The 25,098-nt window shown below is 37.2% G+C and carries 26 protein-coding genes; 7 read left to right on the top strand and 19 right to left on the bottom strand.

All coding sequences use genetic code 11. The annotated features are described in order from the left end of the window. Positions 1-57: 57 nt before the first annotated feature. The 10 genes from LKE05_RS11520 to yqfC form a co-directional block, all read right to left on the bottom strand. Positions 58-498: a GyrI-like domain-containing protein gene (locus tag LKE05_RS11520; protein WP_308456947.1), complete on the bottom strand. Its 441-nt coding sequence runs from the start codon at positions 496-498 to the stop codon at positions 58-60. A gap of 66 nt (positions 499-564) precedes the next feature. Continuing rightward, positions 565-1,473 carry a helix-turn-helix transcriptional regulator gene (locus LKE05_RS11515; protein WP_308456946.1) on the bottom strand — a complete coding sequence of 303 codons (909 nt, stop codon included), beginning with the start codon at positions 1,471-1,473 and terminating at the stop codon, positions 565-567. Positions 1,474-1,512: 39 nt separating this feature from the next. Continuing rightward, the gene (gene rpsT, locus LKE05_RS11510; RefSeq protein ID WP_022229498.1) at positions 1,513-1,776 is read right to left on the bottom strand and encodes a 30S ribosomal protein S20; all 264 of its coding nucleotides are present in this window, start codon (positions 1,774-1,776) and stop codon (positions 1,513-1,515) included. A gap of 164 nt (positions 1,777-1,940) precedes the next feature. Next, complete coding sequence (gene recO / locus LKE05_RS11505; RefSeq protein ID WP_022229497.1) at positions 1,941-2,684, bottom strand: DNA repair protein RecO; 744 nt, start codon at positions 2,682-2,684, stop codon at positions 1,941-1,943. After that, positions 2,651-2,797 carry a YqzL family protein gene (locus tag LKE05_RS11500; RefSeq protein ID WP_022229496.1) on the bottom strand — a complete coding sequence of 49 codons (147 nt, stop codon included), beginning with the start codon at positions 2,795-2,797 and terminating at the stop codon, positions 2,651-2,653. Before LKE05_RS11500 ends, recO begins: the two co-directional genes overlap by 34 nt. A gap of 75 nt (positions 2,798-2,872) precedes the next feature. After that, positions 2,873-3,772, bottom strand: a complete 900-nt coding sequence (era, locus tag LKE05_RS11495; RefSeq protein ID WP_022229495.1) for a GTPase Era — start codon at positions 3,770-3,772, stop codon at positions 2,873-2,875. Positions 3,773-3,782: 10 nt separating this feature from the next. Next, positions 3,783-4,271, bottom strand: coding sequence for an rRNA maturation RNase YbeY (gene ybeY / locus LKE05_RS11490; RefSeq protein WP_022229494.1), 489 nt, complete (start codon positions 4,269-4,271; stop codon positions 3,783-3,785). After that, positions 4,264-5,253: a PhoH family protein gene (locus tag LKE05_RS11485; RefSeq protein ID WP_489711271.1), complete on the bottom strand. Its 990-nt coding sequence runs from the start codon at positions 5,251-5,253 to the stop codon at positions 4,264-4,266. The genes ybeY and LKE05_RS11485 overlap by 8 nt, the downstream gene beginning before the upstream one ends. Continuing rightward, the gene (gene yqfD / locus LKE05_RS11480) at positions 5,234-6,469 is read right to left on the bottom strand and encodes a sporulation protein YqfD (RefSeq protein WP_308456945.1); all 1,236 of its coding nucleotides are present in this window, start codon (positions 6,467-6,469) and stop codon (positions 5,234-5,236) included. The genes LKE05_RS11485 and yqfD overlap by 20 nt, the downstream gene beginning before the upstream one ends. Positions 6,470-6,484: 15 nt before the next feature. Continuing rightward, positions 6,485-6,754 carry a sporulation protein YqfC gene (yqfC, locus tag LKE05_RS11475; protein ID WP_022229491.1) on the bottom strand — a complete coding sequence of 90 codons (270 nt, stop codon included), beginning with the start codon at positions 6,752-6,754 and terminating at the stop codon, positions 6,485-6,487. 98 nt (positions 6,755-6,852) lie between these two features. Between yqfC and LKE05_RS11470 the strand changes: the two genes are divergently transcribed. Next, complete coding sequence (locus LKE05_RS11470; RefSeq protein ID WP_308456944.1) at positions 6,853-7,944, top strand: nucleoside recognition domain-containing protein; 1,092 nt, start codon at positions 6,853-6,855, stop codon at positions 7,942-7,944. 28 nt (positions 7,945-7,972) lie between these two features. Here LKE05_RS11470 and obgE read toward each other — a convergent pair whose 3' ends face one another. The 3 genes from obgE to LKE05_RS11455 all read right to left on the bottom strand — a co-directional run bounded on the left by obgE (position 7,973) and on the right by LKE05_RS11455 (position 11,026). Continuing rightward, the gene (gene obgE / locus LKE05_RS11465) at positions 7,973-9,253 is read right to left on the bottom strand and encodes a GTPase ObgE (protein WP_308456943.1); all 1,281 of its coding nucleotides are present in this window, start codon (positions 9,251-9,253) and stop codon (positions 7,973-7,975) included. Between the two features lie 152 nt (positions 9,254-9,405). Further along, positions 9,406-10,290, bottom strand: coding sequence for a site-specific tyrosine recombinase XerD (gene xerD, locus LKE05_RS11460; protein WP_117965885.1), 885 nt, complete (start codon positions 10,288-10,290; stop codon positions 9,406-9,408). Positions 10,291-10,432: 142 nt separating this feature from the next. Next, positions 10,433-11,026, bottom strand: a complete 594-nt coding sequence (locus LKE05_RS11455) for a stage II sporulation protein M (RefSeq protein ID WP_308456942.1) — start codon at positions 11,024-11,026, stop codon at positions 10,433-10,435. A gap of 144 nt (positions 11,027-11,170) precedes the next feature. On the opposite strand from LKE05_RS11455, the gene LKE05_RS11450 reads away from it, so the two are divergent. Then, complete coding sequence (locus LKE05_RS11450) at positions 11,171-15,556, top strand: family 43 glycosylhydrolase (protein WP_308456941.1); 4,386 nt, start codon at positions 11,171-11,173, stop codon at positions 15,554-15,556. 205 nt (positions 15,557-15,761) lie between these two features. On the opposite strand, the gene rpmA is transcribed toward LKE05_RS11450, so the two are convergent. The 3 genes from rpmA to LKE05_RS11435 all read right to left on the bottom strand — a co-directional run bounded on the left by rpmA (position 15,762) and on the right by LKE05_RS11435 (position 17,838). After that, the gene (gene rpmA / locus LKE05_RS11445) at positions 15,762-16,016 is read right to left on the bottom strand and encodes a 50S ribosomal protein L27 (protein ID WP_022229485.1); all 255 of its coding nucleotides are present in this window, start codon (positions 16,014-16,016) and stop codon (positions 15,762-15,764) included. Positions 16,017-16,055: 39 nt separating this feature from the next. Beyond that, positions 16,056-16,367, bottom strand: coding sequence for a 50S ribosomal protein L21 (gene rplU, locus LKE05_RS11440; protein ID WP_022229484.1), 312 nt, complete (start codon positions 16,365-16,367; stop codon positions 16,056-16,058). A 124-nt stretch (positions 16,368-16,491) separates the two neighbouring features. After that, entirely contained in the window at positions 16,492-17,838 is a 1,347-nt protein-coding gene (locus tag LKE05_RS11435) for a DUF1015 family protein (protein ID WP_147514949.1), read from the bottom strand. Positions 17,839-17,976: 138 nt separating this feature from the next. Here LKE05_RS11435 and LKE05_RS11430 point away from each other — a divergent pair, with 138 nt between their 5' ends. After that, positions 17,977-18,156, top strand: a complete 180-nt coding sequence (locus LKE05_RS11430; protein WP_022229482.1) for a YtxH domain-containing protein — start codon at positions 17,977-17,979, stop codon at positions 18,154-18,156. Positions 18,157-18,200: 44 nt separating this feature from the next. Here the strand turns inward: LKE05_RS11430 and trpB are convergent, their stop codons facing one another. Continuing rightward, positions 18,201-19,391: a tryptophan synthase subunit beta gene (gene trpB, locus LKE05_RS11425; RefSeq protein ID WP_308456940.1), complete on the bottom strand. Its 1,191-nt coding sequence runs from the start codon at positions 19,389-19,391 to the stop codon at positions 18,201-18,203. A 175-nt stretch (positions 19,392-19,566) separates the two neighbouring features. On the opposite strand from trpB, the gene thiW reads away from it, so the two are divergent. Genes thiW through thiD form a run of 4 tightly spaced genes read left to right on the top strand, consistent with a single transcriptional unit; the run spans position 19,567 to position 22,265 of the window. After that, positions 19,567-20,073, top strand: coding sequence for an energy coupling factor transporter S component ThiW (thiW, locus tag LKE05_RS11420; RefSeq protein WP_118445665.1), 507 nt, complete (start codon positions 19,567-19,569; stop codon positions 20,071-20,073). Next, positions 20,070-20,855: a hydroxyethylthiazole kinase gene (thiM, locus tag LKE05_RS11415; RefSeq protein ID WP_308456939.1), complete on the top strand. Its 786-nt coding sequence runs from the start codon at positions 20,070-20,072 to the stop codon at positions 20,853-20,855. The genes thiW and thiM overlap by 4 nt, the downstream gene beginning before the upstream one ends. Beyond that, entirely contained in the window at positions 20,842-21,477 is a 636-nt protein-coding gene (thiE, locus tag LKE05_RS11410) for a thiamine phosphate synthase (RefSeq protein WP_308456938.1), read from the top strand. Before thiM ends, thiE begins: the two co-directional genes overlap by 14 nt. Then, positions 21,474-22,265, top strand: coding sequence for a bifunctional hydroxymethylpyrimidine kinase/phosphomethylpyrimidine kinase (thiD, locus tag LKE05_RS11405; protein WP_308456937.1), 792 nt, complete (start codon positions 21,474-21,476; stop codon positions 22,263-22,265). The genes thiE and thiD overlap by 4 nt, the downstream gene beginning before the upstream one ends. A gap of 40 nt (positions 22,266-22,305) precedes the next feature. Here thiD and LKE05_RS11400 read toward each other — a convergent pair whose 3' ends face one another. Together LKE05_RS11400 and LKE05_RS11395 are read right to left on the bottom strand one after the other, a co-directional pair. Further along, on the bottom strand, positions 22,306-23,922 hold the full coding sequence (locus LKE05_RS11400; RefSeq protein ID WP_308456936.1) for a hypothetical protein: 1,617 nt from the start codon (positions 23,920-23,922) through the stop codon (positions 22,306-22,308). A gap of 38 nt (positions 23,923-23,960) precedes the next feature. Next, positions 23,961-25,098: hypothetical protein (locus LKE05_RS11395; RefSeq protein WP_308456935.1), on the bottom strand; the 1,138-nt coding region annotated here is incomplete at its 5' end.

Genomic DNA, 25,098 nt, shown 5'->3' with positions numbered 1-25,098 from the left:
CAATAAAAAAATTCCTTGTGAAAATTTTATCATCATCACAAGGAATTGTCAATCTAATTATTTAAGAGAAATGTACATATGTATCTCCATATTATCCATATCGTCACCTGCTTGGTATTCTTCAAAGTCACACACAAACGAACGGTCAAGGTTCATATTCCAAACCTTTTGCCAAAATTCCTGCACCGCCGTAACAACGTTGCCTTTTACAATAAATTTAGCATATTTTCCGCTTGGTATTGTAATCACTTCGTAATTCTGATTTGCATCGTTCACCTCCGCACATATTGAAACGGTATAGTCACCGTTTGGCTGATACTTATGATACATACCGATTGATTTGTTATTCGCTTTGTCGTTAATCTCACCGTAGACCTTTTTATAAAATTCGTCCCACAAACCACCGATAATCTTCGGCATTTCAGGTGATTTGTTGTTGGTTACGGCTGATATGCCCACCGCTTTCTTTTCTTCGAGATTTACAATTTCATATTCCATTTTGTTATCCTCCTTTAACTTGATACAAGAAGTATAACACACCTAATATGACATCGTTATGTCATATTATAAATAATTGTTTATCATTTTCTCTATTTTCGTTTTAATTATATCTCTTATGTATGTTGGTTCAAGCACTTCCGCATACTCCCCAAACGACATTATATAGCCGTAAAGCCATTCATTTTCGGGATATGACATATTCACAATAAAATCGCCGTCCGCTGTTTTTTCTGTGTCTTGAAATTCGTCATAAACACGGTATTCGGCATTTTTGCTTATTTTCAATTTTACATTAACACAAATATTTTCATCGTCATTATCATATTTATATTCACACATTTCACGTTCAAAATGTTCGTTTGTCACTTCAACATCCCTTATTCGTGACAACCTAAATATTCTGTAATCATCGGCTTTTCTGCAATATGCGATAAGATACCACGATTTACTTTTAAAATACAGTTTAAGCGGCTCTGCAATACGCTCGGAAATTTTGCCGTTACTGTTTATATACTTCAGCTTCAGTGCAAATCGTTCAATTATCGAATCTCTTATTTTATCGAAAAAATTTTTTTGTTCCACATTCCAATCCGAAAAGTCAACGTCAATCCATGAACTGTCGTTAGATTTAAAAAGTAATGACATTTTATCCGCAATGCCTGTTTTTTCAACATTCGGCAACACTGACATAGCAGTAAGTGCCGTTATTATCGCACTTTGTTCTTCCTTTGATATAACCGACTTGTCAAGTATAAAATTATCAAGAATAGATATTCCGCCACCTTTGCCCTTGGTGGTGTAAATCGGTATTCCGGCACCCGACAGGATTTCAACGTCACGATAAATCGTACGGCTTGATACTTCAAATTTCTTTGCCAATTCATTAGCCGTTACGGTCTTTTTGTCAAGCAATATGTATATAATTTCAAATAATCTGTTAATTTGCATAATTTCACCTTTATCTATGTACAAAAAAAGGAGCTACAAAATTGTAACTCCTTTAAATGACTTTTACGCAAGTTTTGCAAGTTTAAGAGCAAGCTGTGACTTCTTTCTTGCAGCGTTGTTCTTGTGAAGAATACCGCGGTTTACACTTTGGTCAAGCTTCTTTGCAGCTTCGTTGAAAAGCTGTTGAGCCTCTTCCTTGTTGCCTGCCTTTGCAGCAGCTTCAAACTTTTTGATAGCTGTCTTTAGAGCAGTCTTGTGAGCCATGTTGATAAGAGTCTTCTTTTCTATAACTCTTACTCTTTTTTTAGCTGATTTAATGTTTGGCACTTTTTTACACCTCCACGAAATTTAATCTATAATACCGTAATATTATACATCATCACAGAGAGAATTGCAAGCTTTTTTTATTATTTTTTAACGTTTTATCTATTTTAACCAAAAAACATTGTTTTTTCAATAAATATATAAATACTTTTATGTAAACTAACCAATTACATAGTGAGCATTGTTTTATAATAATCCAAACTTGAAAACTTTTGGTCAAGCTGAAGTTCAACATACTGTTCGGCGATTTTGCAAAGCAACTTCATCAATCCGTCACTTGCATTAAAACTGAGCATTTTTTTATCATCTGAATATATTATGTAATCCAATGCTCTGTAAAGATTTTTGTCCAACTTAACAATATATTTGCCGCCGCACGCTCTGCACACACTTCCGCCCTTTAGCAAGTCAAACGCATACACCTCATTACTTCCGCATGACACACACGCATTAAGCTGTGGCGAATATCCGCCTATACTCATCATTTTGAGTTCATACACCGCTTTAACCTTGTCCATCGGCTCATCACGGTACGCAAGTGCATACACACTGTTCAAAAACAAATGCAACATTCTCGAATCGGGGTTATTCATACCAAGAATACAATAAGTTATATCTGCAAGATAAACGCACAGGGATAATTTTTTTATATCTTCCGAAACAGGATAAAAGCCGTCAAGAGTGTCAATATTATTAATTGTCATTATATCTTTTCCGACACCTTTGTAAAAATCAAAATCACCGTAACACAAAAATTGACTTGATGCGGCAGCTTTGCTCTTTGATTTTTTAACACCGTAGCTGACGGCCTTAACTATCCCGTATTCTTCCGTAAATACAGTCAGCATTCTATGCCCTTCACCGTAATCGGACTGCTTTATGATAATGCCTCTTGCTCTAATTTCTGCCATGTATCATCCTTATCCTCTTGCTCCGTTATACCGCTTACCGTTTTATACAGCAAATAAGCGTCTATATCGCCCGTTCTCGTAAAAGTTTCCCACGAAAGTCTGTTAAGCTCCATAACCTATCCCTCCGAAAAAATAACTTATTATCCTTATGTTTTTCATTTTTTCAGCGGTTATACTAACACTATTTACTATTCATTTGTGAAACCGAAATTCTTGATTAAAAAGTCACTGTTTCTCCAATCTGATTTTACTTTTACCCAAAGTTCAAGGTAGACTTTTTTATCAAGCATTTTCTCGATGTCGCCTCTTGCCATCGTACCTATTTTCTTAAGCATTTCTCCGTGCTTACCGATTATAATTCCTTTATGTGACGCTTTTTCACAGTATATTGTCGCGTAAATATTTGTAATTTTTTCTTTTTCCTGCATTTTGGTAATTTCAATAGCAATACCGTGCGGAACTTCCTTATCAAGCAGCCACAAAAGTTTTTCGCGGATAATTTCAGCCGCAATCTGTTTTTCGGGCTGATCCGTTACCATATCCGAATCATAAAATTCCGGTCCTTCTTCAAGATAGTCCTCAATATCGTGCAATAAAATATCGACTCCGTCATTATTCTTTGCACTTACAGGCACTATCGACGCAAAATCGTGCATACTCGAATAATCTGCAATTATCGGAAGTAAATCCTCTTTTTTCATAAGGTCTACTTTATTCAAAACCAATATGCACGGAAGTCCTGTTTTTGAAATATTTTTTGCTATTTCACGTTCTGTTTCCTGTATTTTTTTACTTGCGTCCACAACAAATATAAGTACATCCGTATCGTCCATACTTTCATTTGCAACGTGTACCATATATTCCCCAAGCTTGTTATGCGGTTTGTGTATTCCGGGTGTATCGGTAAATATAATCTGTTCTTCATCTGTTGAGTAAATTGCAAGTATTTTATTTCTTGTTGTCTGAGGTTTATCTGATATTATTGCAATCTTTTGTCCTACTATCGTATTAAGTAATGTTGACTTTCCCACATTCGGCATACCTATTATTGCCGCAAATCCCGATTTAAAACTTTTCTTATTCTTCATAATTTTTCTCCTAATCACGAGTTATTCCGAGCGAAGTTAAAACTCTTTCCTGTTTTTCGCACATTATTTCTTCGCCCTCTTTATCATCAACATGGTCATATCCAAGCAAGTGGAGCATTGAATGTGCCGTCAAAAAAGCCACTTCTCTCAAAAAACTGTGTCCGAATTCATTCGCCTGTTCTCTTGCACGTTCCATTGATATAACAATATCACCAAGCATCACAAGTTCACCGTCCATATCGTACTCATCGTCCGATATTCCGTCCTCATCAAATTCCAGCATTGGGAATGACAAAACATCCGTTGCTCTGTCAATATCTCTCTGTTCCTTGTTTATAGAACGAATTGTATCATTATCCACAAGCGTAACGCTGATTTCAGCGTCGAAGTCACATTCTTCTTCCTCCATAACGGCAACACAAACGTCCTTTATTGCCTTTTCAATTTCCGGAGTTAACTCTTCCTTATCCTGTTCATTTTCAAGTATTAGTTCAACCATTTGATTTCCTCTTGTTTCTTCTCTTTTCCTGTTCCTCGTCATACTTTGCGTATGCTTTTATAATTTGTTGTACAAGCGGATGACGTACAACGTCTTTTTCGGTAAATGTACAAAAAGCTATATCTTCAATATTTTTTAGAATTTTAGCCGCCTCTTTTAATCCCGAGCGCTTATCTCCCGGCAAGTCGATTTGAGTTATATCACCCGTTACAATCGCTTTAGAGCCGTAACCTATTCTTGTCAAAAACATTTTCATCTGCTCAGGTGTTGTATTCTGTGCCTCGTCAAGAATTATAAACGCATTGTCAAGAGTACGGCCACGCATATATGCAAGCGGTGCAACTTCAATTACGCCCTTTTCCTGATATTTCAAGAAGCCCTCACCGCCGAGCATTTCATACATACCGTCATAAAGCGGTCTTAAATACGGGTCAACCTTATTCTGCAAGTCACCCGGAAGAAAACCGAGTTTTTCGCCTGCCTCAACAGCAGGTCTTGTAAGAATAATTCTGCTTACCTCTTTACTTCTAAGTGCCGTTACAGCCTTTGCAACCGCAAGATATGTTTTACCCGTACCGGCAGGACCTATACCGAACACAATAGTATTTTTGTCTATCGCGTCAACGTACTTTTTCTGTCCGAGCGTTTTTGTCTTAATCGGGTGACCTTTTGCACTGATTGCAATACAGTCATCACCCATCATTTTAATGTCAATCCCGCCGTTTTCCTGTACCATTGTTATCGCATACAATACTTTCTGCTGGTCGATAATCTCTCCTCTTGCGATAATCTGCATAAGCATATTAATAACTTGGCTTGCCTTTTCAACATTTTCTTCTTCACCTGTCACTCTCAAAGCGTTGTCGCGTGACGCGATATTTACCGAAAGTGCTTTGTCAAGCATTTTGATATTTTCATCAAAATTTCCGAAAAGAGATGCCAAATCGACCTCCTGCGGTACTTCAATCTGTCTGTTTATCAAGTATTTCCTCTCCTTCTGTATCAGCCGAAATAGGCTGACTGGTAGCTATATTTTGTATGAAATCCATTTCAAGTTTTACATTTATTGTTTCATTATCAATCTTTTCATATTCAACATTCTCGTCTGTCAAAATTGAGCCGTACAGCAATTCATTTGATATTTTTTCTTCTAAGTCATTTTTTGCAAATTCTACTGCTGTTTCTATGCTTATCGGCTCTTTGTTTACATTTACTTCGGTATATTTGACCGTATCGAACGCAATCCCCGTATATCCGAAAAACGGTATACATATCTCATGCCTTGCTTCATTTATATCATATTCTTCAAAATTCATTCTGCCCAAAGGCAATGAAAACATTTTTCCGAAAACCTCAAGCGAAACCATATATCTATTTTTGCCGGTCGGCACTCTCGATTCATAATACAGCTTATAGTCGCCGTTTTTTGAATGAGTTGTATAAGCCATTATATCCGCCATTGAGTGAACATATATGTATTCTTCGGGATAACCCTCTTTATAAGTTGCAACCTTTCCCGATACAATCACATCGCCTGTTTTAACCGCGTCACCGTCATTCAAAACTTCTTCGCCGTTTTTGACAACCATATGATTTATAATTCCGTCACACGCCGCAACAATGTCACAAGGTGTATCTTTGTCAAGAATATTCGGCGGAATAATCTGTTCGTATATCTCTACGCGTGCCTTTGCACCCTCAATATAAACCCATGCCCAAGCTATATGGTCATTGTTATTTATAATCGCCGCCTTGCTTTCCATACCGTCAGGCAGTTTTGCTTTCAGTGCGCCGCTCTTTATACCGATACTGTCAAGCGTAGATATTATACCGTTTATATCGCTGTTTTCCACACCGTTAATTTCAACAACCCATATAAACTGAGCCGACACGGCAAAAAATATGATACACAATGCAAATCCAATCAAAAACAAATATCGTTTTCTGTACAGACGCATTAAATGCTTTATTCCGCGTCTTTGTGATATTTTGATTTTTACATTACTCTTTTTTCTTACTTGACGTATATGAAAAAAATCCTTTATGTAAATACACATTTCAATACCGTCATCAAACGGTTTTATGTTCCATACATCAATATTACGTCTTAAACAAATATTTATAAATCTTTCTGCACCTTTGCCATATACTTTTATTATAACATATCCGTAAAGAAATTTAAAGAACTTCTTAAACATTTTTTACTCCCTTTTTCAGATTTCGTATTCAATTTGCTTAAATTGACCCGATATTAATATATCTTCAAGACGTATTCTGTCAATCGAAAGTCCATTTCCGAACACTCTGACTATCCCCATAGGCGTTGACACCCGAATTTCCGTATCCGTATAACTGAGTATTCCTTTATGATTTTCTATATATATTTCACTCGCACCCGCGATTGTAAGTTTGGGAATATTCATTATAACTTCTTTCGGCACTCCCCAAGCATCCGCTATACTTTCTGATATACGTTTTTTCATTTTTACCAACTCCTATAATAAATTATGATAAACAAGCGGTTTTAAGTACAAAAAAGTTATCATATAATTTAATAAAAATTAAAATCGGAGATGATAATGTGAAAATAAAGAAAATACTGATTTACTTGTTTGCTGTCGGTGCGGTTGTTCTGCTTATAAAAAATGCGTCAAGTGCGATAAGATACGCCTCAGACGCAATAGATTTATGTCTTGAAATGATTGTACCGACTCTTTTTCCGTTTTTTATATGTTCGGGAATTTTAATATATTCCGGCTTTTGCGAACTTTTGGCAAAGGCATTTCAATTTTGTATGTATCCGCTTTTTCGGATAAGTCCTGTCGGGAGCAGTGCCTTTATACTCGGTATTGTAAGCGGTTATCCTTTAGGTGCTGTTACCGCCGGTGAATTATATGCAAACAATTACATTTCAAAAACAGAGGCTGAACGCTTGCTTGCTTTCTGCAACAATTCAGGTCCTTTGTTTATATTGGGTTCTGTCGGTATTGCGATATATTCAAATATAAAATACGGTATCGCTCTTTACGTTGCACACATTCTTGCGGCTTTAACGGTCGGTATTCTGTTTAGATTTTACGGCAGAAACAAGCACACCGCCCCTCCTACAAGAATGACAACACCTGAAAGAAGTATGGGTGAAATATTCGATATCGCACTTCAAAACAGCATCAGAAATATATTGACCGTTTGCGGAGCGGTACTTTTTTTCAGTGTAATAAGCAGACTTTTTCTTGACATTTTGCCTGTCGGCGGAGTTACGTCCGCACTTGTTTCGGGGCTTTTGGAATTTGTTACGGGGACAGTAAAAATATCGGGATTGACTATTCCTATTATGGATAAATTGGTATTTACATCTGTTGTTGTCGGCTTTGCGGGACTCAGTGTACACGCACAGGTTATGGCTGTAATTGCAAGATTTCATCTGTCGCTTGCACCGTATATAATCGGTAAAGCCATGCACGGAATTATAGCGGGACTATATATGTACATATACTTTAGATTTAACCCTATAACAACAGCAGTATTTGAGCCGTCTATGAGCCGTTCGTTTGCAATTTCATCGACTATCGAAACCGTTACCGCAATCATTGTTGTTATAGCCTGTATATTTTGTGCATTCGGTCTTTATTTAAAACAAAATAGTGAATATAAAAGGGACACTAAATTTTAGTGTCCCTCAAACTCTGATATATATTTTTTTAGAATACAAATTCAAATTCCAAATCACCGATTTGAACAATTTCTCCCTCTTTTATTCCCATATTGATTAAGTCCTCAATAACACCGCGTTTAAGCAATGCACGTTGGAAATACTGTAATGACTCTTGGTCGGAGAAGTTTACACTGCCGCCGACAGCCTCAATCCATGAACCCGATATAACGTATTTTTCGTTTTCGCGTTTAATTTCATAGCCTTTTTCGTCATCCGTAATGTATTCTTCTTCGTTAATATCCATTTCAGGCTCGAATATAGCTATCGGAGGTAATTTTGAAAGTTCCTCGTAAGTTTTATTCATAAGTTCCGCAACACCTTTATTTGTAGCGGCAGAAATTTCAAATACTTCTATACCTCTGTTTTTCATTTCTTCAAGAAATGCGTTGTATTCGTCCATATCTTGAATTATGTCTGTTTTATTTGCCGCAACAATCTGCGGTCTTGATTCCAATTCCAAATCGTATTTTGAAAGTTCCGAATTGATAATATCAAAATCTTCTATCGGATTTCTTCCCTCAATTCCAGAAACATCAACAACGTGAATTAATATTCTTGTACGCTCAATATGTCTTAAAAATGCGTGTCCAAGACCTACACCCTCACTTGCACCTTCTATAATTCCCGGAATATCGGCAAGTACAAAACTTCTGTGGTCGCCAAGATCGACTACACCCAAATTCGGCTCAAGCGTTGTAAAGTGATAATTTGCAATTTTCGGATCTGCTTTTGTCGTCATTGAAAGCAATGTAGACTTACCGACATTAGGAAAACCTACAAGTCCGACGTCAGCCAAAAGCTTCAATTCAAGTACAATTTCACGTTCATCGCCTGTTTGTCCATTTTTCGCAAAGTTCGGAGTTTGTCTTATCGCCGTAGCAAAATGAGCATTACCCCAACCGCCGTTACCGCCTCTTGCAAGAACAACCTCTTTATCGGGATCGGATAAATCGGCAATCAAGCGATTACTTTCCGCGTCACGAACGATTGTACCTTGCGGTACTTTGATTATTATATCTTCGCCCTTTTTACCTTTTTGACGTTTACCCGAACCGTCCATACCGTTTTGAGCGACATACTTTCTCTTATATCTGAAATCCATAAGAGTAGTCATACCAAGCTCAACCTTGAATATAACATTACCGCCTTTGCCGCCGTCACCGCCGTCAGGACCGCCTGCCGCAACATACTTTTCACGATGAAAAGATATTGCACCGTTACCGCCCTTACCGGCCTTTATAAAAATTTTAGCCTTATCTATAAACATATTTATTCTCCGTTTCGATTATTAACAATTATATATTTTTTCCAACTTATAATATATCATTACACCGCCGTTTGTGTCAATAGTTATTTTATATAATGAATTATTAATTATTCAAAAAAAATATACCCTACAAGTGTAAGGCATATTTTTTCTTATGCACGCGGGTGTGCTTTTGCATATACGTCTTTAATTTTACTGTTCATCATTCTTGAATAAACTTGTGTCGATGAAATATCGGCATGTCCCATCATTTCTTGAATTGAATGTAAATCAGCACCGTTTTCGAGAAGATGTGCCGCAAACGAATGACGTAAAGTATGCGGTGTTATATCAGTTTCAATACCTGCGATATGCTGATAGTATTTTATAAGTTTCCAGAAACCCTGTCTTGAAAGACGCGCACCGCTGCAATTTACGAACAACGCTGTTTCGTTTTCATCTTTAACCATATATTTTCTGACATTGTTTATGTAATTTTCAAGTGCGTCTTTTGCCTGATGTCCCATAGGAATAATACGTTCTTTCTTTCCGCCCTTACAACGAACAAAACTCATAGGAACATTAACATCACTTACGTCAAGATTGATAAGTTCACTCACTCTTATACCTGTTGCGTACAAAAGTTCAAGCATAGCCTTGTCGCGTATACCCTTATTATCACAGTTTTTAGGCTGTTCCAAAAGAAGTTCAACTTCTTCGCCTGATAAAATTTTCGGAATTTTCTTTTCCACATGAGGTGCCTCAAGATTAGAAGTCGGATTTGACTTTACAACACCGTTTTGCATCATAAACAAATAATACGAACGAAGTGACGCAAGTGTCCTTGAAACAGTCGAGCTTGCTCTGCCCTCCTTTTGAAGATAAAGCAAATATGACAATACCGTGGTCTTTGTTGTAGACGATATATCCGTTACGCCTGTTCCGTCAAGATAAGAAATATATTGTGTAACATCACGCTTATATGATTCAACTGTGTTTAGCGATTTATGGCGTATATCTGTCATAAAACTTGTGTATTCCTTAACGTAGGTATTCATTTTGTTCATTCCTCCGAGTTTACTGTTTCTTTACGTATATTTCAAAAATATTTCATTTATATTTCAATGTGATTATAATTATACCACATTTTTTTAATTTGTAAACCCCTATTTTTCTTGTTTTTATGCCATTTTCAGCGTTTTAGCTTAATTTCGGCGAAACCCAGCTCATAAATGTTGTGGTCAAGTATCCCTCCGACAATGACGCAACACAAAATATAGAAATTATTATTATCATAAAAAATATATACGAAAAAATTATTTTTTTTGATTTTCTTTCGGAATTAAGTGAATATTTAATGCTTACAGCCGAAAAAAGCAGTAATGTCGGTATTGTTATAAGTATTGTCGGCATTGTTGAAAGCATAACAAGCATACCTTTTGCTCCATAGAATTTAATAAATGACGCGGTTGTAAAACCTATTATAAACCCTTTCCTTACAATAATCGCTCCCGTTACAATAAAACCGAATCGCAAAAATCCCATTAAAAATATAATTCCGACACTGATAAGATTAGCTTGTAACGAATTTTTAAAAACAGTCATACTGTTCTTATTTTCGCTTACAGCCGTACAAAAACTGCCTATATAATTTTTTATCCCCTCTCCCATATCGCCGCTGTTTTTCGCCAAATACACACTCCCTACCGTCACACCGACAACAAGCAAAAAAATAAGCAATCCCAAAAGTCCGTTACCGTGTTTTTCGTCGGCTACAATGTCGTTTAATTTCACACGTCCCACCTCCAATTCAATATTATTCAAAAAATCAGTGTTTTATCACCAATTTATTGTGCTTATCTTCTTATATTATTTACACCGCCAATTTTTTTTGGTATAATAATATAGTTAAAAAACATACGTAAGGAGAGAGATACAATGAACAAAACACTGAAAAAAGTCTTAAGCGGTGTTATTTCAGCATCTATGTTGTGTTCGGCACTTGCCATACCTCACACCGCATTGGCTGATGACGCACTGCCTACGGACGGTCTGCTTATGGACATCACGTTTGATGAAACAGGCACTTCCTCCGGCTCATTCAATGCAACGGTCGGCGGTACCGTTATGGAACACGGCAGTGTAAGCTATGTTAACAACTATGACGGTTCAAGCAAAGCATTAAGCATTTCAACAGACGCAGCAGGCAATTATCTTGAACTTCCAAAAGGTCTTTTAAACGGCAAAGATGCCGCAACATTTTCTTTTTGGATTAAACCGTCAAGCAGATGGGCGTTTATGACAACACCTGTAAGTGATAAGCAAAACTTTAATTATGAAAAGTATTTAGGTATGCTTGCCTCATCTTCAGGCTATACCGTTGAGCGTTACAACAACAGTGGAACACGTCTGAGCAGCGTTAATGCAAACGCAAGCGGTGACTGGCAATACGTCACAGCAGTATTTACCGCTGACGGTACAAAGGTATATGTAAACGGTAAACTATTAGCCTCAGACACTGCGGCAGTTGACATTAAGTCACAGTTTACCGCCGACGCTTCTACTTGGATTGGTCACGGTAATTGGTATGATGACAAAACTGGCAAATTTGAAGGTTTTTCGGGTATGATTGATGATTTCAAAGTATACGGCAGAGCATTGAACGAAACCGAAATTAATCAGCTCGCCGCAAAAGCTATACAAAGAGAGCAAGAGGAAACTGTAAAAGAAAAGAATTGTCTTGATATTAACACTCAATTCTACACAAATTACAGTGTTACAGAGAGTGGCAATAACGTTACTGTTTCAGTTCCGTCACCTTCAGAGGACAAATACGAAATAATTGCGGCTTCATACTCAAACGGTGTTCTTACAAATGCAGCAAAAAAGAGTAAATCAGATGTAACATCAGACAAAACAGTTACTTTTGAAAATATAAAGAAAAACGAAAATGACACTGTAAAAGTGTTCGTATGGAACTCAATAGACGGCTTACAACCGTTAAGTGACAACAAAGCATTCCAAATCCGTACAGGCGATAAAGTAAAAGTGAAAACAAGCGTTACAAACTACACTCCGTCGGAGCAGTCTGTTTCATTACAAATTGTTCCTTTTGACAAAGACGGAAAGCAGTCCGATGCTGTACAGACGCTTGATTCTGTAACACTCGGTATTATGGACAGTTACGATTTTACAGATTACATAACAGGTGACAGTAATGTTTCATATTATAAAGTTCTTGTATCAAGCACAGCTGATGACAAGACTGCAACTTACGAAGCAGGTTACTTGCCTACCGCAAGTGTTGAGTTCCCTGACGCAACACCTGCCGACAGCGCAGACACAACAGAAGAAGCTCACGACCCAACAATATTCAAAGACCCTGTTTCGCACCGTTATTATGCTTATTCAACTCACAATCTTGTATTTGAATCGGATGACTTGATTAATTGGGAAAAGCACGATTATAGAAGTGAAATAACAGTTCCGGAAAAGGCTAAAAAGTTTATTGATGATAACTACCAGCAAACAGATAAAAATGGAAAAATTATATATCCAACAGTCAACACTACTTATTGGGCACCCGATTTATACTATAAAGAGGGTGACGAATATCCGTATTGGTTCTATCTTTCAACATCATGCGGTTTTGGTGGCAGAAACTCAGTCATCAGCCTTATAAAAGCTAAGTCACCGGGACTATGGGACGATGAATATATTGACGCAGGTGTCGTAATCGCAAGTAAGGAAAACAACAATTACAATACTAACTGTATTGATGCAAACATCTTTACAGATACAGACGGCAAGACCTACTTTATTTGGGGTTCGTTCTGGAAAGGTATTCACATAGCTGAACTTGATACTGATACCGGTCTTGTAAAAGGCATCGACTATACTTCTGACGAAACAATCCTTTCAAGCAGTCAAAAATTCGGTACGAGATTATTCTCAACTCCAAGTGGTGTCGTAGGTCCGGAAGGTCCGTATACTGTATATAATAAAGATACAGGTTACAGATATATGTTCACTTCATACGGATATTTAGGCACTAACTACAACTTAAGAGTTGCAAGAACAGATAAGACTTTCAGTACTATTCTTTCGAATAAAGATCCTCATAAACAACTTCTTGACCAGAAAAACAGACCTGTCGGTGCAACATATTCAGATCAGGTTAAAGAAGGCGGTTCGCTTGATGAACTTTGGGGTTACAAGATGTCAGGTTCATTCCGGCTTGGTGACGGTATCGAATATGTCGGCAGCGGTCACAACAGTGTATTTCAAGACGATGACGGTCAATGGTATCTTGTTCAGCACTGCCGTAAGGTAGCCAATGCATTTGCTTATCTTCAAGTCAAGAAAATTCTTTGGACTGAGGACGGTTGGCCGGTAATCTCACCTCTTGTATACGCAGGTGAAAAAGAGCAAAAAATTCCAAAGGAAATGATTTACGGTACTTGGGATTTATCAAGTGTAGGTCATACAATTATGGCTGACGGTGTTACCGATGTAAGTAAACCGGATAATAAAGAAACCAATTATTACGGAGCACGTGAAAATAGCGACTTGCCTGTACATTCAAGCCAAATTATTCTCCAACCGGACGGTACAATCGGTAACGGTATCGGCACTTGGGATTACGACAATGACCATACTGTAACACTAAACTTTGACGCAGACGGCAACAATGACAATTACGAATTCTATCAGTCAGGCGATACAATGAAGTTGTTTGTTATGACAGGTTACGATAAAGATAAGAGAGAATCTGCAATTATAATGACAGGTACTGACCAAAACAGCGTTGCAAGCTTTGCAAAAAAGAGCAATGCGGTTTCACAGTCAACAAAAACAGTAAACAGAATTGAAACAACTCCGACTACAATTACAAAAAGCACAAACGGCAATCCGATACTTGGATTTGACGCAGACGGCAAAACTCTATACGCAGGCGACCCTGCCGCATATGTTGAGGACGATACAGTTTATCTGTATGCAGGACACGACACATCAACAGGTGACAGCTATGTAATGCCTGAATGGGTATGTTACACTTCAAAGGATATGGAAAACTGGGAATATAAAGGCTCGGTTATGAGTGCTAAAGATATTTCTTGGAGATCAAACGATACATCAGCCTGGGCAAGTCAAGTTATCAAGCACAACGGTAAGTATTATTTGTACTTCTGTACTTGGGATAAAACTTCAAGCGGTAAGCATTCAATCGGTGTTGCAGTATCTGACTCCCCTACAGGTCCGTTTAAAGACATCGGCACACCGCTTGTTAAGGGTACATTAACAGAACCGCAATCAAGCAACTGGAACGATATTGACCCAACTGTTTGGGTAGAAACAGTTGACGGCGTTGAACATCGTTATCTTGCTTGGGGTAACGGAATATTCTATGTATGCGAACTTAATGATGATATGATTTCCGTAAAAGATTTAGACAATGACGGTTCTATCACAATGGGTAAAGACGTACTTCAACAAGAATTTACAGGACTTCAAGACGGTCTCGGATTTACAGAGGCTCCTTGGATTTATCGTCAGCAAGATGCAGACGGAAATTACACAGGTAAATATTATTTGTTCGGTGCTTTCGGTTGGCGTGAGCAAATGGGTTACGCAACATCAGATTCAATGTACGGACCTTGGACATGGGGCGGCATTATAATGGAGCCGACGTCTACTTCAAACACAAACCACCCATCTGTTATAGATTTCAAAGGTAAAACATACTTTATCTATCACAACGGCTCTCTTGTTTGGGGCAGCGGTTTCAGAAGAAGTGTCTGCGTTAGTGAAATGACATTTAACGAGGACGGTACTGTTCCGTATATTGATGAAACTTCAACAGGTTTGACAGGTACTGCCTCATTTATAACAACCGCTGACAACAAATATCTTGGTTACACAGCATTCAGCAATCCGTCAGACGATGCAAGTTATCCGCTTAAAAAGCAACTTACAGTTACTGCCGACGGTGCTGATTTAAAGACAACTCAATGGGAAATAGAAAAAGGGAAATCAGACAGCACAAACGAAAATTACGTTTCAATCCAAGCTGTTTATAAACCGGGATTGTATCTATGTGTTGACGGCACAAATGTAGTTTTAACACAACAAGATACAACAAGCACTGCTTTAGCAAAGAAAATGACATTTAAAACAGTTGAGGCTATCGACGGTACAGTCGGTAAAATTTCATTTGAAAGCGTTTCAACGCCGGGATATTTCATCACCGTATCAGGTGATAATATCACACTTACAGACGGTTCAAATACCGCAAATTGCTCATTTTCAGTTACAAACAAATAATTAAAAACACAAAATACCGTTGCCAAAAGGCAACGGTATTTTTTATTTTATACAACAAAAGCCATTCTGAAAAGTTTAATTTTTAACAACTTAAATCATTATATTTTATATGCCAGAAAATCATTTTTAAATTTTTAATTTCGTGCAACAAAAAAAGTCGTTCCGAAATGTGTAACCATTTCGAAACGACCCGGTTATTCAAAAATTAGTCAGCATAAACACTGCACTGTGTCTTATCTCTGCCTTTTCTTTCAAACTTAACCTTACCGTCGATTAGTGCGAACAATGTATCATCGCTACCGATACCAACATTGTTACCGGGATGAATCTTTGTTCCTCTTTGTCTAACAAGAATGTTGCCTGCAAGAACGAACTGACCGTCTGCTCTCTTTGCACCTAGTCTTTTAGACTCACTGTCACGACCGTTTTTTGTACTACCCATACCTTTCTTATGAGCCATTTAAAACACCTCGCTATCTTAATGTCTTATCATGCGTAATTAGGCATTAATCTTTGTGATTTCTACCTTTGTGAAAGGTTGTCTGTGACCCTTCTTCTTACGCTCGTTCTTCTTTCTCTTCATCTTGAAAACGTAAATCTTCTTAGCTTTACCGTTCTTTACGATATTAGCTTCAACTGTTGCACCTGCTACTGTAGGAGCACCAACCTTTACATCTTCACCTTCACCGACCATAAGTACCTGATCAAATGTTACTGCTGAACCTTCTTCAGCTTCGATTTTTTCAACGAAAAGTGTATCACCTTCGCTAACCTTGTACTGTTTGCCGCCTGTTACGATTACTGCGTACATCCAAAACACCTCCTCTTAAATTTATGAGGACACGCTATCATAGGTACTGCGAGCAGATTTAAAACCCATTCTATGCGGTCACTATTACATAATACCATATTATTCATAGCTTGTCAAGCATTTTTTAATCTTCTTTTAAATTTATTATTACACCGACCGACGGTTTCGGGAATACGCTGATTGTAACCTCCGGCAATCTCTCACCCATTGCAGTTATGTTTCTTATCTGTTCGACTCTTACAGGGTTCATTATGAACATTATATCGTACTTTCCGTCTTGAATATCTTTATAACACGATTCATAACTTCTTGTCGAATGTACATAATCCTCATACTTTTCTTCATCAATATGGAACACGTCATCAATTATCAGCTTATTAAGTGCCACTATGTCAAGATTGCAATATTCCTTTGACATATCTGGATAAACGTCATTTTTAATGTAATCCTTATCCCAAAGCACCATTCTGTAAAAATAATCACCACCGCAATATGCCGCAATTCTTGTTTCGGCTTTTACAGTACTTATCTGCTTAACCATTGTACGAACAAGCGTTTCGTCATTTGAATCGACAATAATTTTTTCAACTCTGAAATGATCTTGTGCACCTGCAATAAAATGTGATTCACTGAAATTCTTTATCGTTTTCACTTCTCTGTGTACAGGAAGTACAACAAGACCGTCTGAATGTGCATTTGAAAGCGACATCATCATATAATTATACGGCTCTTTTCCCGTATGATTCGGATTATGCTCTTTCATATAATCTCTGTACTGCAAACAAGTTTCGTATCTTGTCTGACCGTCAGTGATGTACAACGACAAATCCTTAAAATGTTCAATAATAAAGTCGATTGTCGGCTTATATGAAATTTTCCAAATTTTTTGCTGTACATTATCGTCAGATGAAAATTCAAGATCAGGCTTTTCTTCTCTAAGCTCATTCATCAAATTGAAAAGTTCTTTTTCAGGCTCTACATAAAGGCAACTTATCATACTCATATCGGCATTTGTTGATTTCAAAAGCTCATATCTGTCAAGCATAGAAACTTCGTGTGGTTTTTCGCAAGGCATAATCGCTCCCTTGCCTATTTCCTCAAGTTCAACAAGTGCAACAAAGCTTGTATTTGAATAATGAGTATCGTACATTTCTATCGTCTGTTCGTACATATATATGACAGGTTCTTCATCTCTGACAAGAATACCGTCCTCAATCCATTTATCAAGATAGTTTTTCGCTCTTGTAAATGTATTTTCTTGTCTTGTATCACTTTCAAGCTTTTTACCTGAAAACAGACGCACCGAATTGTATTCGCTCTTGTCATAAAGTGCATCCTTATCTTCTTTTGTCATATTATAATAAGGAGGCGAAATGACTGAGCCGAGATTGTCAATTTTATCCGTATTATATCTGTATCCTCTGAACGCTTTTATATTAGCCATAAAAGTATCACCAATCCTTTCTTTCATTAATTCGCCCCACGGCGAAAACTGTTCCGTCTGTTAAAAATATAAAATTTATATTGAAAATCCATTTATTTTCTGTTTTATTATGTTTGTTTCGTCAAATAATAATACCATACCGATTAAATAAGGAGGTTAAAACATATGCACAAAATGTCCTGTTTTATAAAAGGTACTCTGGTAGGTTTTGCTGTCGGTGCGGCAGTCGGTGTAATGACTGATCCTCTATCCGACAGAGAACGTCGCAAAATTTCAAAAAAGACTGAGGGTATTTTTAGGAATATCGGTTCTGTTATGGATAATATAATAGATATTTTCCATTAAGCACAAAACGAGGCTACGCAAAATTGTAAGCCTCGTTTTTAGTATTATTCTTCTGAAATATCTTTTCCGAGATACTTAGCAACTGAATATACATCTTTATCCCCTCGTCCTGAAAGACACACGACAAGTATTTCATCTTTTTTCATTGTAGGTGCAATTTTTCTTGCAAGAGCGATTGCGTGTGATGATTCGATTGCAGGAATAATTCCTTCCATTCTTGACAAATACACAAAAGAATCCACTGCCTCTTTATCTGTTATCGGATAATATTCCGCTCTGCCCGTTTTCGCCATGTAGGCATGTTCCGGACCTATTCCAGGATAATCAAGTCCTGCTGAAATTGAATATACAGGCATAATATTACCGCCGTTGTCTTGTAAGAACAGCGACTTCATACCATGAAGTACACCGACCGTCCCCTTAGTTATAGACGCCGCATGACGTTCTGTATCAACGCCGTCGCCCGCTGCCTCTGCACCGTAAAGCTTTACAGAAGGCTCGTCAATAAAATCGGCGAACATACCGATTGCGTTTGAGCCGCCGCCCACACAAGCCATAACTGCGTCAGGAAGTTTACCTTCCATTTCAAGAAGTTGTTTTCTTGTTTCTTTGCTTATTACACTCTGAAAATGCTTTACAATAAGCGGATAAGGGTGTGGACCTACCGCTGAACCCAATACATAAAATGTATCTTCGGCATTTGCTGTCCAAGCACGCATAGCTTCATTTGTAGCATCTTTTAGTGTTCCTGTTCCCGATGTAATAGGATGAACCGTAGCACCAAGCAAATTCATACGAAATACATTAAGTGCCTGTCTTTTTGTATCTTCCTCACCCATATATACATCACATTCAAGTCCCAAAACAGCCGCAAATGTCGCAGTTGCAACACCGTGCTGTCCCGCACCTGTTTCGGCAATGACTTTTTTCTTGCCCATCCTCTTCGCGAGCAAGCATTGACCTATTACGTTATTAATTTTATGTGCACCTGTATGGTTTAAATCTTCACGTTTCAAATAAATCTTTGCACCGCCAAGATCCTTTGTCATTTTTTCGGCATAATACAAAATTGACGGTCTGCCCGTATATTGCTTGTGATAATAATTAAGCTCACGGTTAAAATCCTCGTCATCTTTGTACTTGTTAAATGCCTCCTCCAAATTAATAAGTGCATTCATAAGAGTTTCAGCGGCATACTGTCCGCCGAATTCTCCATATCTACCTTTCTTTTCCACTATTCTATTCTCCTCTCGTCAATCTATGTATAACACATTATAACAAATTTTTCGCATTTGCACAAGAGTTTTTATAATATTTTTTCATAATATTTCATTCGTCCACGGTTTATTGACTAAAAATATTGCGTATGCTATAATATTAAAAGAATTCAATCAAAGGAGATTTTTACAAATGAATAAAATTACAACAAGAAAATTAGCAATAGCAGGCGTACTTATAGCTGTAGGCGTTGTATGCTCGCCGTTAAACTTTCCTGTCGGCGCGTCAAAATGTTTTCCGGTGCAACATCTTATAAACATAATTGCGTCAGTATTTTTAGGACCGTTTTACGGAGTGATTATGGCATTTATCACATCACTTCTTCGTCTTGCAACTGGTATGGGTACACTTCTTGCATTTCCGGGAAGTATGTGCGGTGCACTTATCGGCGGATTGTGCTATAAATTTTCAAAGAAATTGCCGCTTGCTTATATCGGTGAATTGTTCGGAACGGGTATAATCGGTGCACTTGCCGCTTATCCTATCGCCGTTTACGTTATGGGTAAAGAGGCTGCACTTTTCGCATATGTACTTCCGTTTATAATAAGTTCGGCAGGCGGTACTGTTATAGCAATTTTCCTTGTTACCGCATTAAAGCAAACACACGCACTTGATAAATTTTTCGGAGATGAACAATGATAAAAGACATTATACAAAATGTTTATTCAAAACATCCGCTTGTTCATAACATAACCAACTACGTTGCCGCAACGGATTGTGCAAATATAACATTGACAATCGGTGCGTCACCGATTATGGCTGATGAGCCTAAGGAAGTCGGTGAAGTAACGCAAATTTCCGACGGACTTGTTTTAAACTGCGGAACAATTTCCGAAAGTCGATTAAATTCTATGCTTATATCCGGTAAAACAGCAAAGTCAAGAGAAATACCTATCGTTCTTGATCCTGTCGGAGTCGGCATTTCCAAATTCAGAACAAGTGCCGTTCATAAAATAATTACGGAAGTAAAACCCGATATTATAAGACTTAATGCGTCGGAACTTAAAAGTATTTGCCTTAACATCAAAAATATGTCAGGGGTGGACGCCGTTAATATCGACAGTTTGGACGATACTGTTGAGCTTGCAAAAAAGCTTTCGCTTAAGACCAACGCGATTATAGGTGTAAGCGGTATATCGGATATTGTTACGGACGGCAAAAATACCGCCGTTATTTCAGGCGGACACGCAATGATGAAAAAAATTACAGGCTCCGGCTGTATGCTTTCATCTGTTATCGGTGCATTTGCCGCCGCAAATCCGAATAATCTTTTTTATGCGGTATCTGTTGCATTCGGTTTATATGCAAGTTGCGGAAGAAACGCATACAAAGAAAATATAGGTATCGCAACATATAAAAACAACTTTTTTGATGAAATGACAAATCCTGATTTGGAGGGGATTGAAATTGAATATAGATAAAAAAACACTAAGACTTTATGCTGTTACGGACAGAACATGGCTCGACGGCAGAACGCTTTATGATGACGTTGAAAAAGCCTTAAAAGGCGGTGTTACACTGCTTCAGCTACGCGAAAAAAATATGTCAACCGACGATTTTATAAATTCTGCAAAAGAAATAAAATCATTGTGCGAAAAATATAATGTACCGCTTATTATAAACGACAACGTAGACGTGGCAAAAGCGGTTAATGCAGACGGTGTGCATATCGGACAAAATGATATGCCCACTCACGAGGCAAGAAAAATCTTGGGTAAAAACAAAATAATCGGCGTCACCGCAAAAACTGTCGAGCAAGCACAAAAAGCCGAAAAAGACGGTGCTGACTATCTTGGCAGCGGTGCAATATTCGGTACAACAACAAAAGGTGACGCAAAGAAAATGGATATGCAGACTTTGAAAAGCATAACAAGCTCTGTTAATATACCCGTTGTCGCAATCGGCGGAATTGACGGTGATAATGTACTTCAATTAAAGGGTACAGGCATAGTCGGTGCGGCGGTTGTTTCGGGTATTTTTGCACAAGATGATATTGAGACGGCGACAAAAGATTTATATAACAAGATTGGAGAAATAATATGAAAACAGCTTTAACTATTGCAGGCTCTGATTCAAGCGGCGGTGCGGGAATACAAGCGGATTTAAAATCATTTGCCGCTAACGGTGTTTTCGGAATGAGCGTTATAAATTCCGTAACTTCACAAAACACAACAGGAGTTTTCGGTGTATACGATATTCCCTGTGATGTTGTTGCATCACAAATTGACGCGGTATTTAAAGATATTTTCCCTGACGCGGTAAAAATCGGTATGGTATCTTCGGCAGAAATTATAAGCACCATTGCAGACAGATTAAAGTATTACAATACAAAAAATATTGTACTTGATACGGTTATGGTTTCAACAAGCGGTTGTAAACTGCTTCGCGACGACGCAATAGACGCACTCACTTCCGTATTGTTCCCCATTGCCGATATTATCACGCCTAATCTTCACGAGGCACAAATTTTATGCGGTTTTGATATAAGAAGTGAAAGCGATATGGTGCGTGCGGCAGACGTGATTTATAATAAGTATAACGTAACCGTTCTGCTTAAAGGCGGTCACCTTGCAAATACAAGCAACGACTTACTGTATGACGGAAACGAAACTTGGTTTGAGGCTGTCAGAATTGATAACCCCAATACTCACGGCACAGGCTGTACTCTGTCATCAGCCATTGCCGCTAATCTTGCAAAAGGTATGGATATAAAAACCGCCGTAAAATCGGCAAAGGATTATATCACTGGTGCTCTCTCCGATATGCTCGACTTAGGCAAAGGCAGCGGTCCTTTAAATCATATGTATAAATTTTATCCGAATAAAAAGTAACATAAAAAGCGGTTCAGAGGAACCGCTTTTTTATATATTATCATGAACCGTTATAAAGCGCTTTAAAATACCTAAAATTATATATGTTAGCTTCAGTATCAAAGTTAATTCCAAATGAATTTTCAATCTGAGAATCGGTATTATAATCGTATATCGGAAGCATGGGCTCACCATAGAGCTTTCGAATAGGATAATCAAGTCGAATTAAATTTGGAATATATGTTCCTCCCGACGGTTGACTAAAACGCTTTTCAACATAAGCATTAATACCTGGAAAAACATTGTATACGATACCCCAATCGCCCATAAACAAATAATGATTATTAAAAATACAAGTAAAATCTCCTCCTATGCTAATTACAATACCATTTTCTTTGGATACGTTCAGCTTCAAAGCATCAGCAGTGATATTGTCCACATAATGTTCACGATATGTTTTATTAAAAATTGAATATATCGGAACATATAAAATACCATTAACTATTTGTGCAGGTGAAGTTAGAGTATGAAGCATATAAAAATCTTTTTTAAAACCAACTCGATTACTGTTTATTGTAAAACTGATTTCTTTATCTGTTATACCTTCTTCCATATATTTTAACATTGAAGTTATTAGTTCATTTTCACTGTCTTTTGTTAAAAAATCATTTGGTTTTATATAATTATTGTCATCAAAAGCCAATATATTTATATCCAATAAATATGCAAAATACGGTTTTGACCATTCTTGAATCTTGTATGCGTCATAAGAGGGAATGTCATAGTGAACATAATCCGGTATTGTTTCTTTGTATGATTCAAAAATTTGCTCTATATGATTATAGTGACCGTATTTACTTATATAGTAATCAAAAGCCTCCGCATAGTCATACGAACATCCCAAAATTCTTGAAATGAAAAATGCTGCGTCGGTACGAGTGACACCTCTGTATGGATGTAATTTACTTCCGTTTTCATAACTATACTCGTCTATAAGATCTGCCTTAACAAGCAAATTTATGTACTTTTCTAACTTTGTATCTTTTATATCGCTGAATTTTTCAAGATAAGCAATATTTGTGTTTTCTTCATCATCAGTTTTTACATAGTGGTTATAAAAATTACTGTCAAAATCCATATGAGTTGCTTTGATGAGATCTATCATAAAGTCCTGATATGAAACTCTGTCATCAGAGATATCCAGCGACAGTGTTTTGTCAGGTTCACACCATACATAATTCAGAAAGAAATCCGAAATTTCATTATCCTTATTTGCTTCCGTATATATTTCACAGGTACGTTCAATCGGTATAGCCATTGAACCGTCAATATTAAATGCCGGGACTTCTATTCCGTTTATTTTAACCTTAATATCCGTATACAGAACATTTATGTCGGATTTTGTCGGTTCTAAAATAGGTGTTTTTTCTTTTTGCCAATCATAATCCGCATAGGCAATGCCGTCTTCAAATTTTACATCAAAACCGTAGTTCGACAAAGCTGATACTAATACTGCTGTTTCGCCGCCTATATTGTACGCAGGTATTTCATATCCACATATATCCGTTATTATATCTGTCGGATACACCGCGCCTATAACATCACCGACATTTTCTGCGGTGGCAGTAATACCGAATAACATAAATAAAGCGACTAATATAAATATTTTTCGTTTCATTATTATCTCCTTTTTTATCTTAAATATTGTCCTATGATTTATCCCATTATATCATATTGATTGTAAGTATAATATGTATAAAAATCATATGAAAATGTTGAAATAAGTTCTCTGTCTGACAGCGAATATACTTCTACTTCCTTATTCGCTTTATTTACTTTAGTGTAACAAACTTTATTATCACGTTTGATAAGATACACTTTTCTATCAGATTCTAAGAATACCTCACCGTCGGGATTGTATATATAGTATTTCGAACTTCCTTTTTCGTATTTGTACACTGGTGTATATCCGCTAAAGCCCTCAGTATCCAGAAAATCAATAAATTCCTTTGGATATACAGATGTATATAACAGCATATTAAATCCATCGACCGTATAATTCCCCTTAGGAGATACGCACTCGCTGTCTATATTTTCTGCCAATAAATCCTCAATATAGTCATCAGCGGATTTATATTGCTGATTTTCATCCCAATTCAATGAATCAATATGTTCTCTTGTCTGTATATCATATACCTCAATACTATATTCATCGGTTTCACCGAAACAAATTTTATTTTTATATGGCATTACAAATAATTTTTTATCACTTTTATAAATTATTTCTCCGTTGGGATTGTAAATTATGTATTCATCGTTATATTTGACCGGTGTATATCCTTTCAGCGTATCGGTATAAAAATATGTGAAATCCTTACTATATGTTGGACTGTAATACGGAGGTGACTTAATCAAATTCTCACCCTGTACAAAATACTCACCCAACGGCGATTTCGCCTTATCCAAATCAACTCTTATTTGTTGGTTATTACAAGGATATTCATTCTTATCAAGGTAATCACCACCCAAGTATGAATCATTGTGAGATGAGGCAAGCATTTCACCATCATAACTGTAAAGTTTCATATTTGTTATAAAAGAAGCAGGTTCGGATCCAGCTGAACCGAATGTTGTTACCATATAATAATTATCTGCAAACTCAATACGATCAGTTGCTCTTTGACATGTATCTAACGTATCAACCATCAGTTTATAGTCCATATTTCCTGTTTCGGCATTGTATATACCTGTGCATTTATTATTCTTGCTGTAATTTGCACTTTTGTTGTTATGAATATAAAAATACCATTTCCCGCTTTTTTCAAAGAACACAAACGACCTCTCATCATCAGCA

Origin of the sequence: Hominilimicola fabiformis (genome assembly GCF_020687385.1) — a bacterium.
Lineage (GTDB): Bacteria > Bacillota > Clostridia > UBA1381 > UBA1381 > Hominilimicola > Hominilimicola fabiformis.
The sequence above is the reverse complement of the archived record's forward strand: the minus strand, read 5'-3'. Positions and strand labels throughout refer to the sequence as shown.

Excerpts from the sequence above, each read along its gene's own strand:
- LKE05_RS11430 (WP_022229482.1), top strand. The coding sequence starts at position 17,977 with ATGCACAAAATGTCCTGTTTTATAAAAGGTACTCTGGTAGGTTTTGCT.
- LKE05_RS11435 (WP_147514949.1), bottom strand. The coding sequence starts at position 17,838 with ATGAAAGAAAGGATTGGTGATACTTTTATGGCTAATATAAAAGCGTTC.
- thiW (WP_118445665.1), top strand. The coding sequence starts at position 19,567 with ATGAATAAAATTACAACAAGAAAATTAGCAATAGCAGGCGTACTTATA.
- era (WP_022229495.1), bottom strand. The coding sequence starts at position 3,772 with ATGAAGAATAAGAAAAGTTTTAAATCGGGATTTGCGGCAATAATAGGT.
- obgE (WP_308456943.1), bottom strand. The coding sequence starts at position 9,253 with ATGTTTATAGATAAGGCTAAAATTTTTATAAAGGCCGGTAAGGGCGGT.
- rplU (WP_022229484.1), bottom strand. The coding sequence starts at position 16,367 with ATGTACGCAGTAATCGTAACAGGCGGCAAACAGTACAAGGTTAGCGAA.
- rpmA (WP_022229485.1), bottom strand. The coding sequence starts at position 16,016 with ATGGCTCATAAGAAAGGTATGGGTAGTACAAAAAACGGTCGTGACAGT.
- LKE05_RS11520 (WP_308456947.1), bottom strand. The coding sequence starts at position 498 with ATGGAATATGAAATTGTAAATCTCGAAGAAAAGAAAGCGGTGGGCATA.
- xerD (WP_117965885.1), bottom strand. The coding sequence starts at position 10,290 with ATGAATACCTACGTTAAGGAATACACAAGTTTTATGACAGATATACGC.
- recO (WP_022229497.1), bottom strand. The coding sequence starts at position 2,684 with ATGGCAGAAATTAGAGCAAGAGGCATTATCATAAAGCAGTCCGATTAC.
- yqfD (WP_308456945.1), bottom strand. The coding sequence starts at position 6,469 with ATGTTTAAGAAGTTCTTTAAATTTCTTTACGGATATGTTATAATAAAA.
- thiM (WP_308456939.1), top strand. The coding sequence starts at position 20,070 with ATGATAAAAGACATTATACAAAATGTTTATTCAAAACATCCGCTTGTT.
- LKE05_RS11400 (WP_308456936.1), bottom strand. The coding sequence starts at position 23,922 with ATGAAACGAAAAATATTTATATTAGTCGCTTTATTTATGTTATTCGGT.
- ybeY (WP_022229494.1), bottom strand. The coding sequence starts at position 4,271 with ATGGTTGAACTAATACTTGAAAATGAACAGGATAAGGAAGAGTTAACT.
- LKE05_RS11500 (WP_022229496.1), bottom strand. The coding sequence starts at position 2,797 with ATGGAGCTTAACAGACTTTCGTGGGAAACTTTTACGAGAACGGGCGAT.
- yqfC (WP_022229491.1), bottom strand. The coding sequence starts at position 6,754 with ATGAAAAAACGTATATCAGAAAGTATAGCGGATGCTTGGGGAGTGCCG.
- LKE05_RS11450 (WP_308456941.1), top strand. The coding sequence starts at position 11,171 with ATGAACAAAACACTGAAAAAAGTCTTAAGCGGTGTTATTTCAGCATCT.
- thiD (WP_308456937.1), top strand. The coding sequence starts at position 21,474 with ATGAAAACAGCTTTAACTATTGCAGGCTCTGATTCAAGCGGCGGTGCG.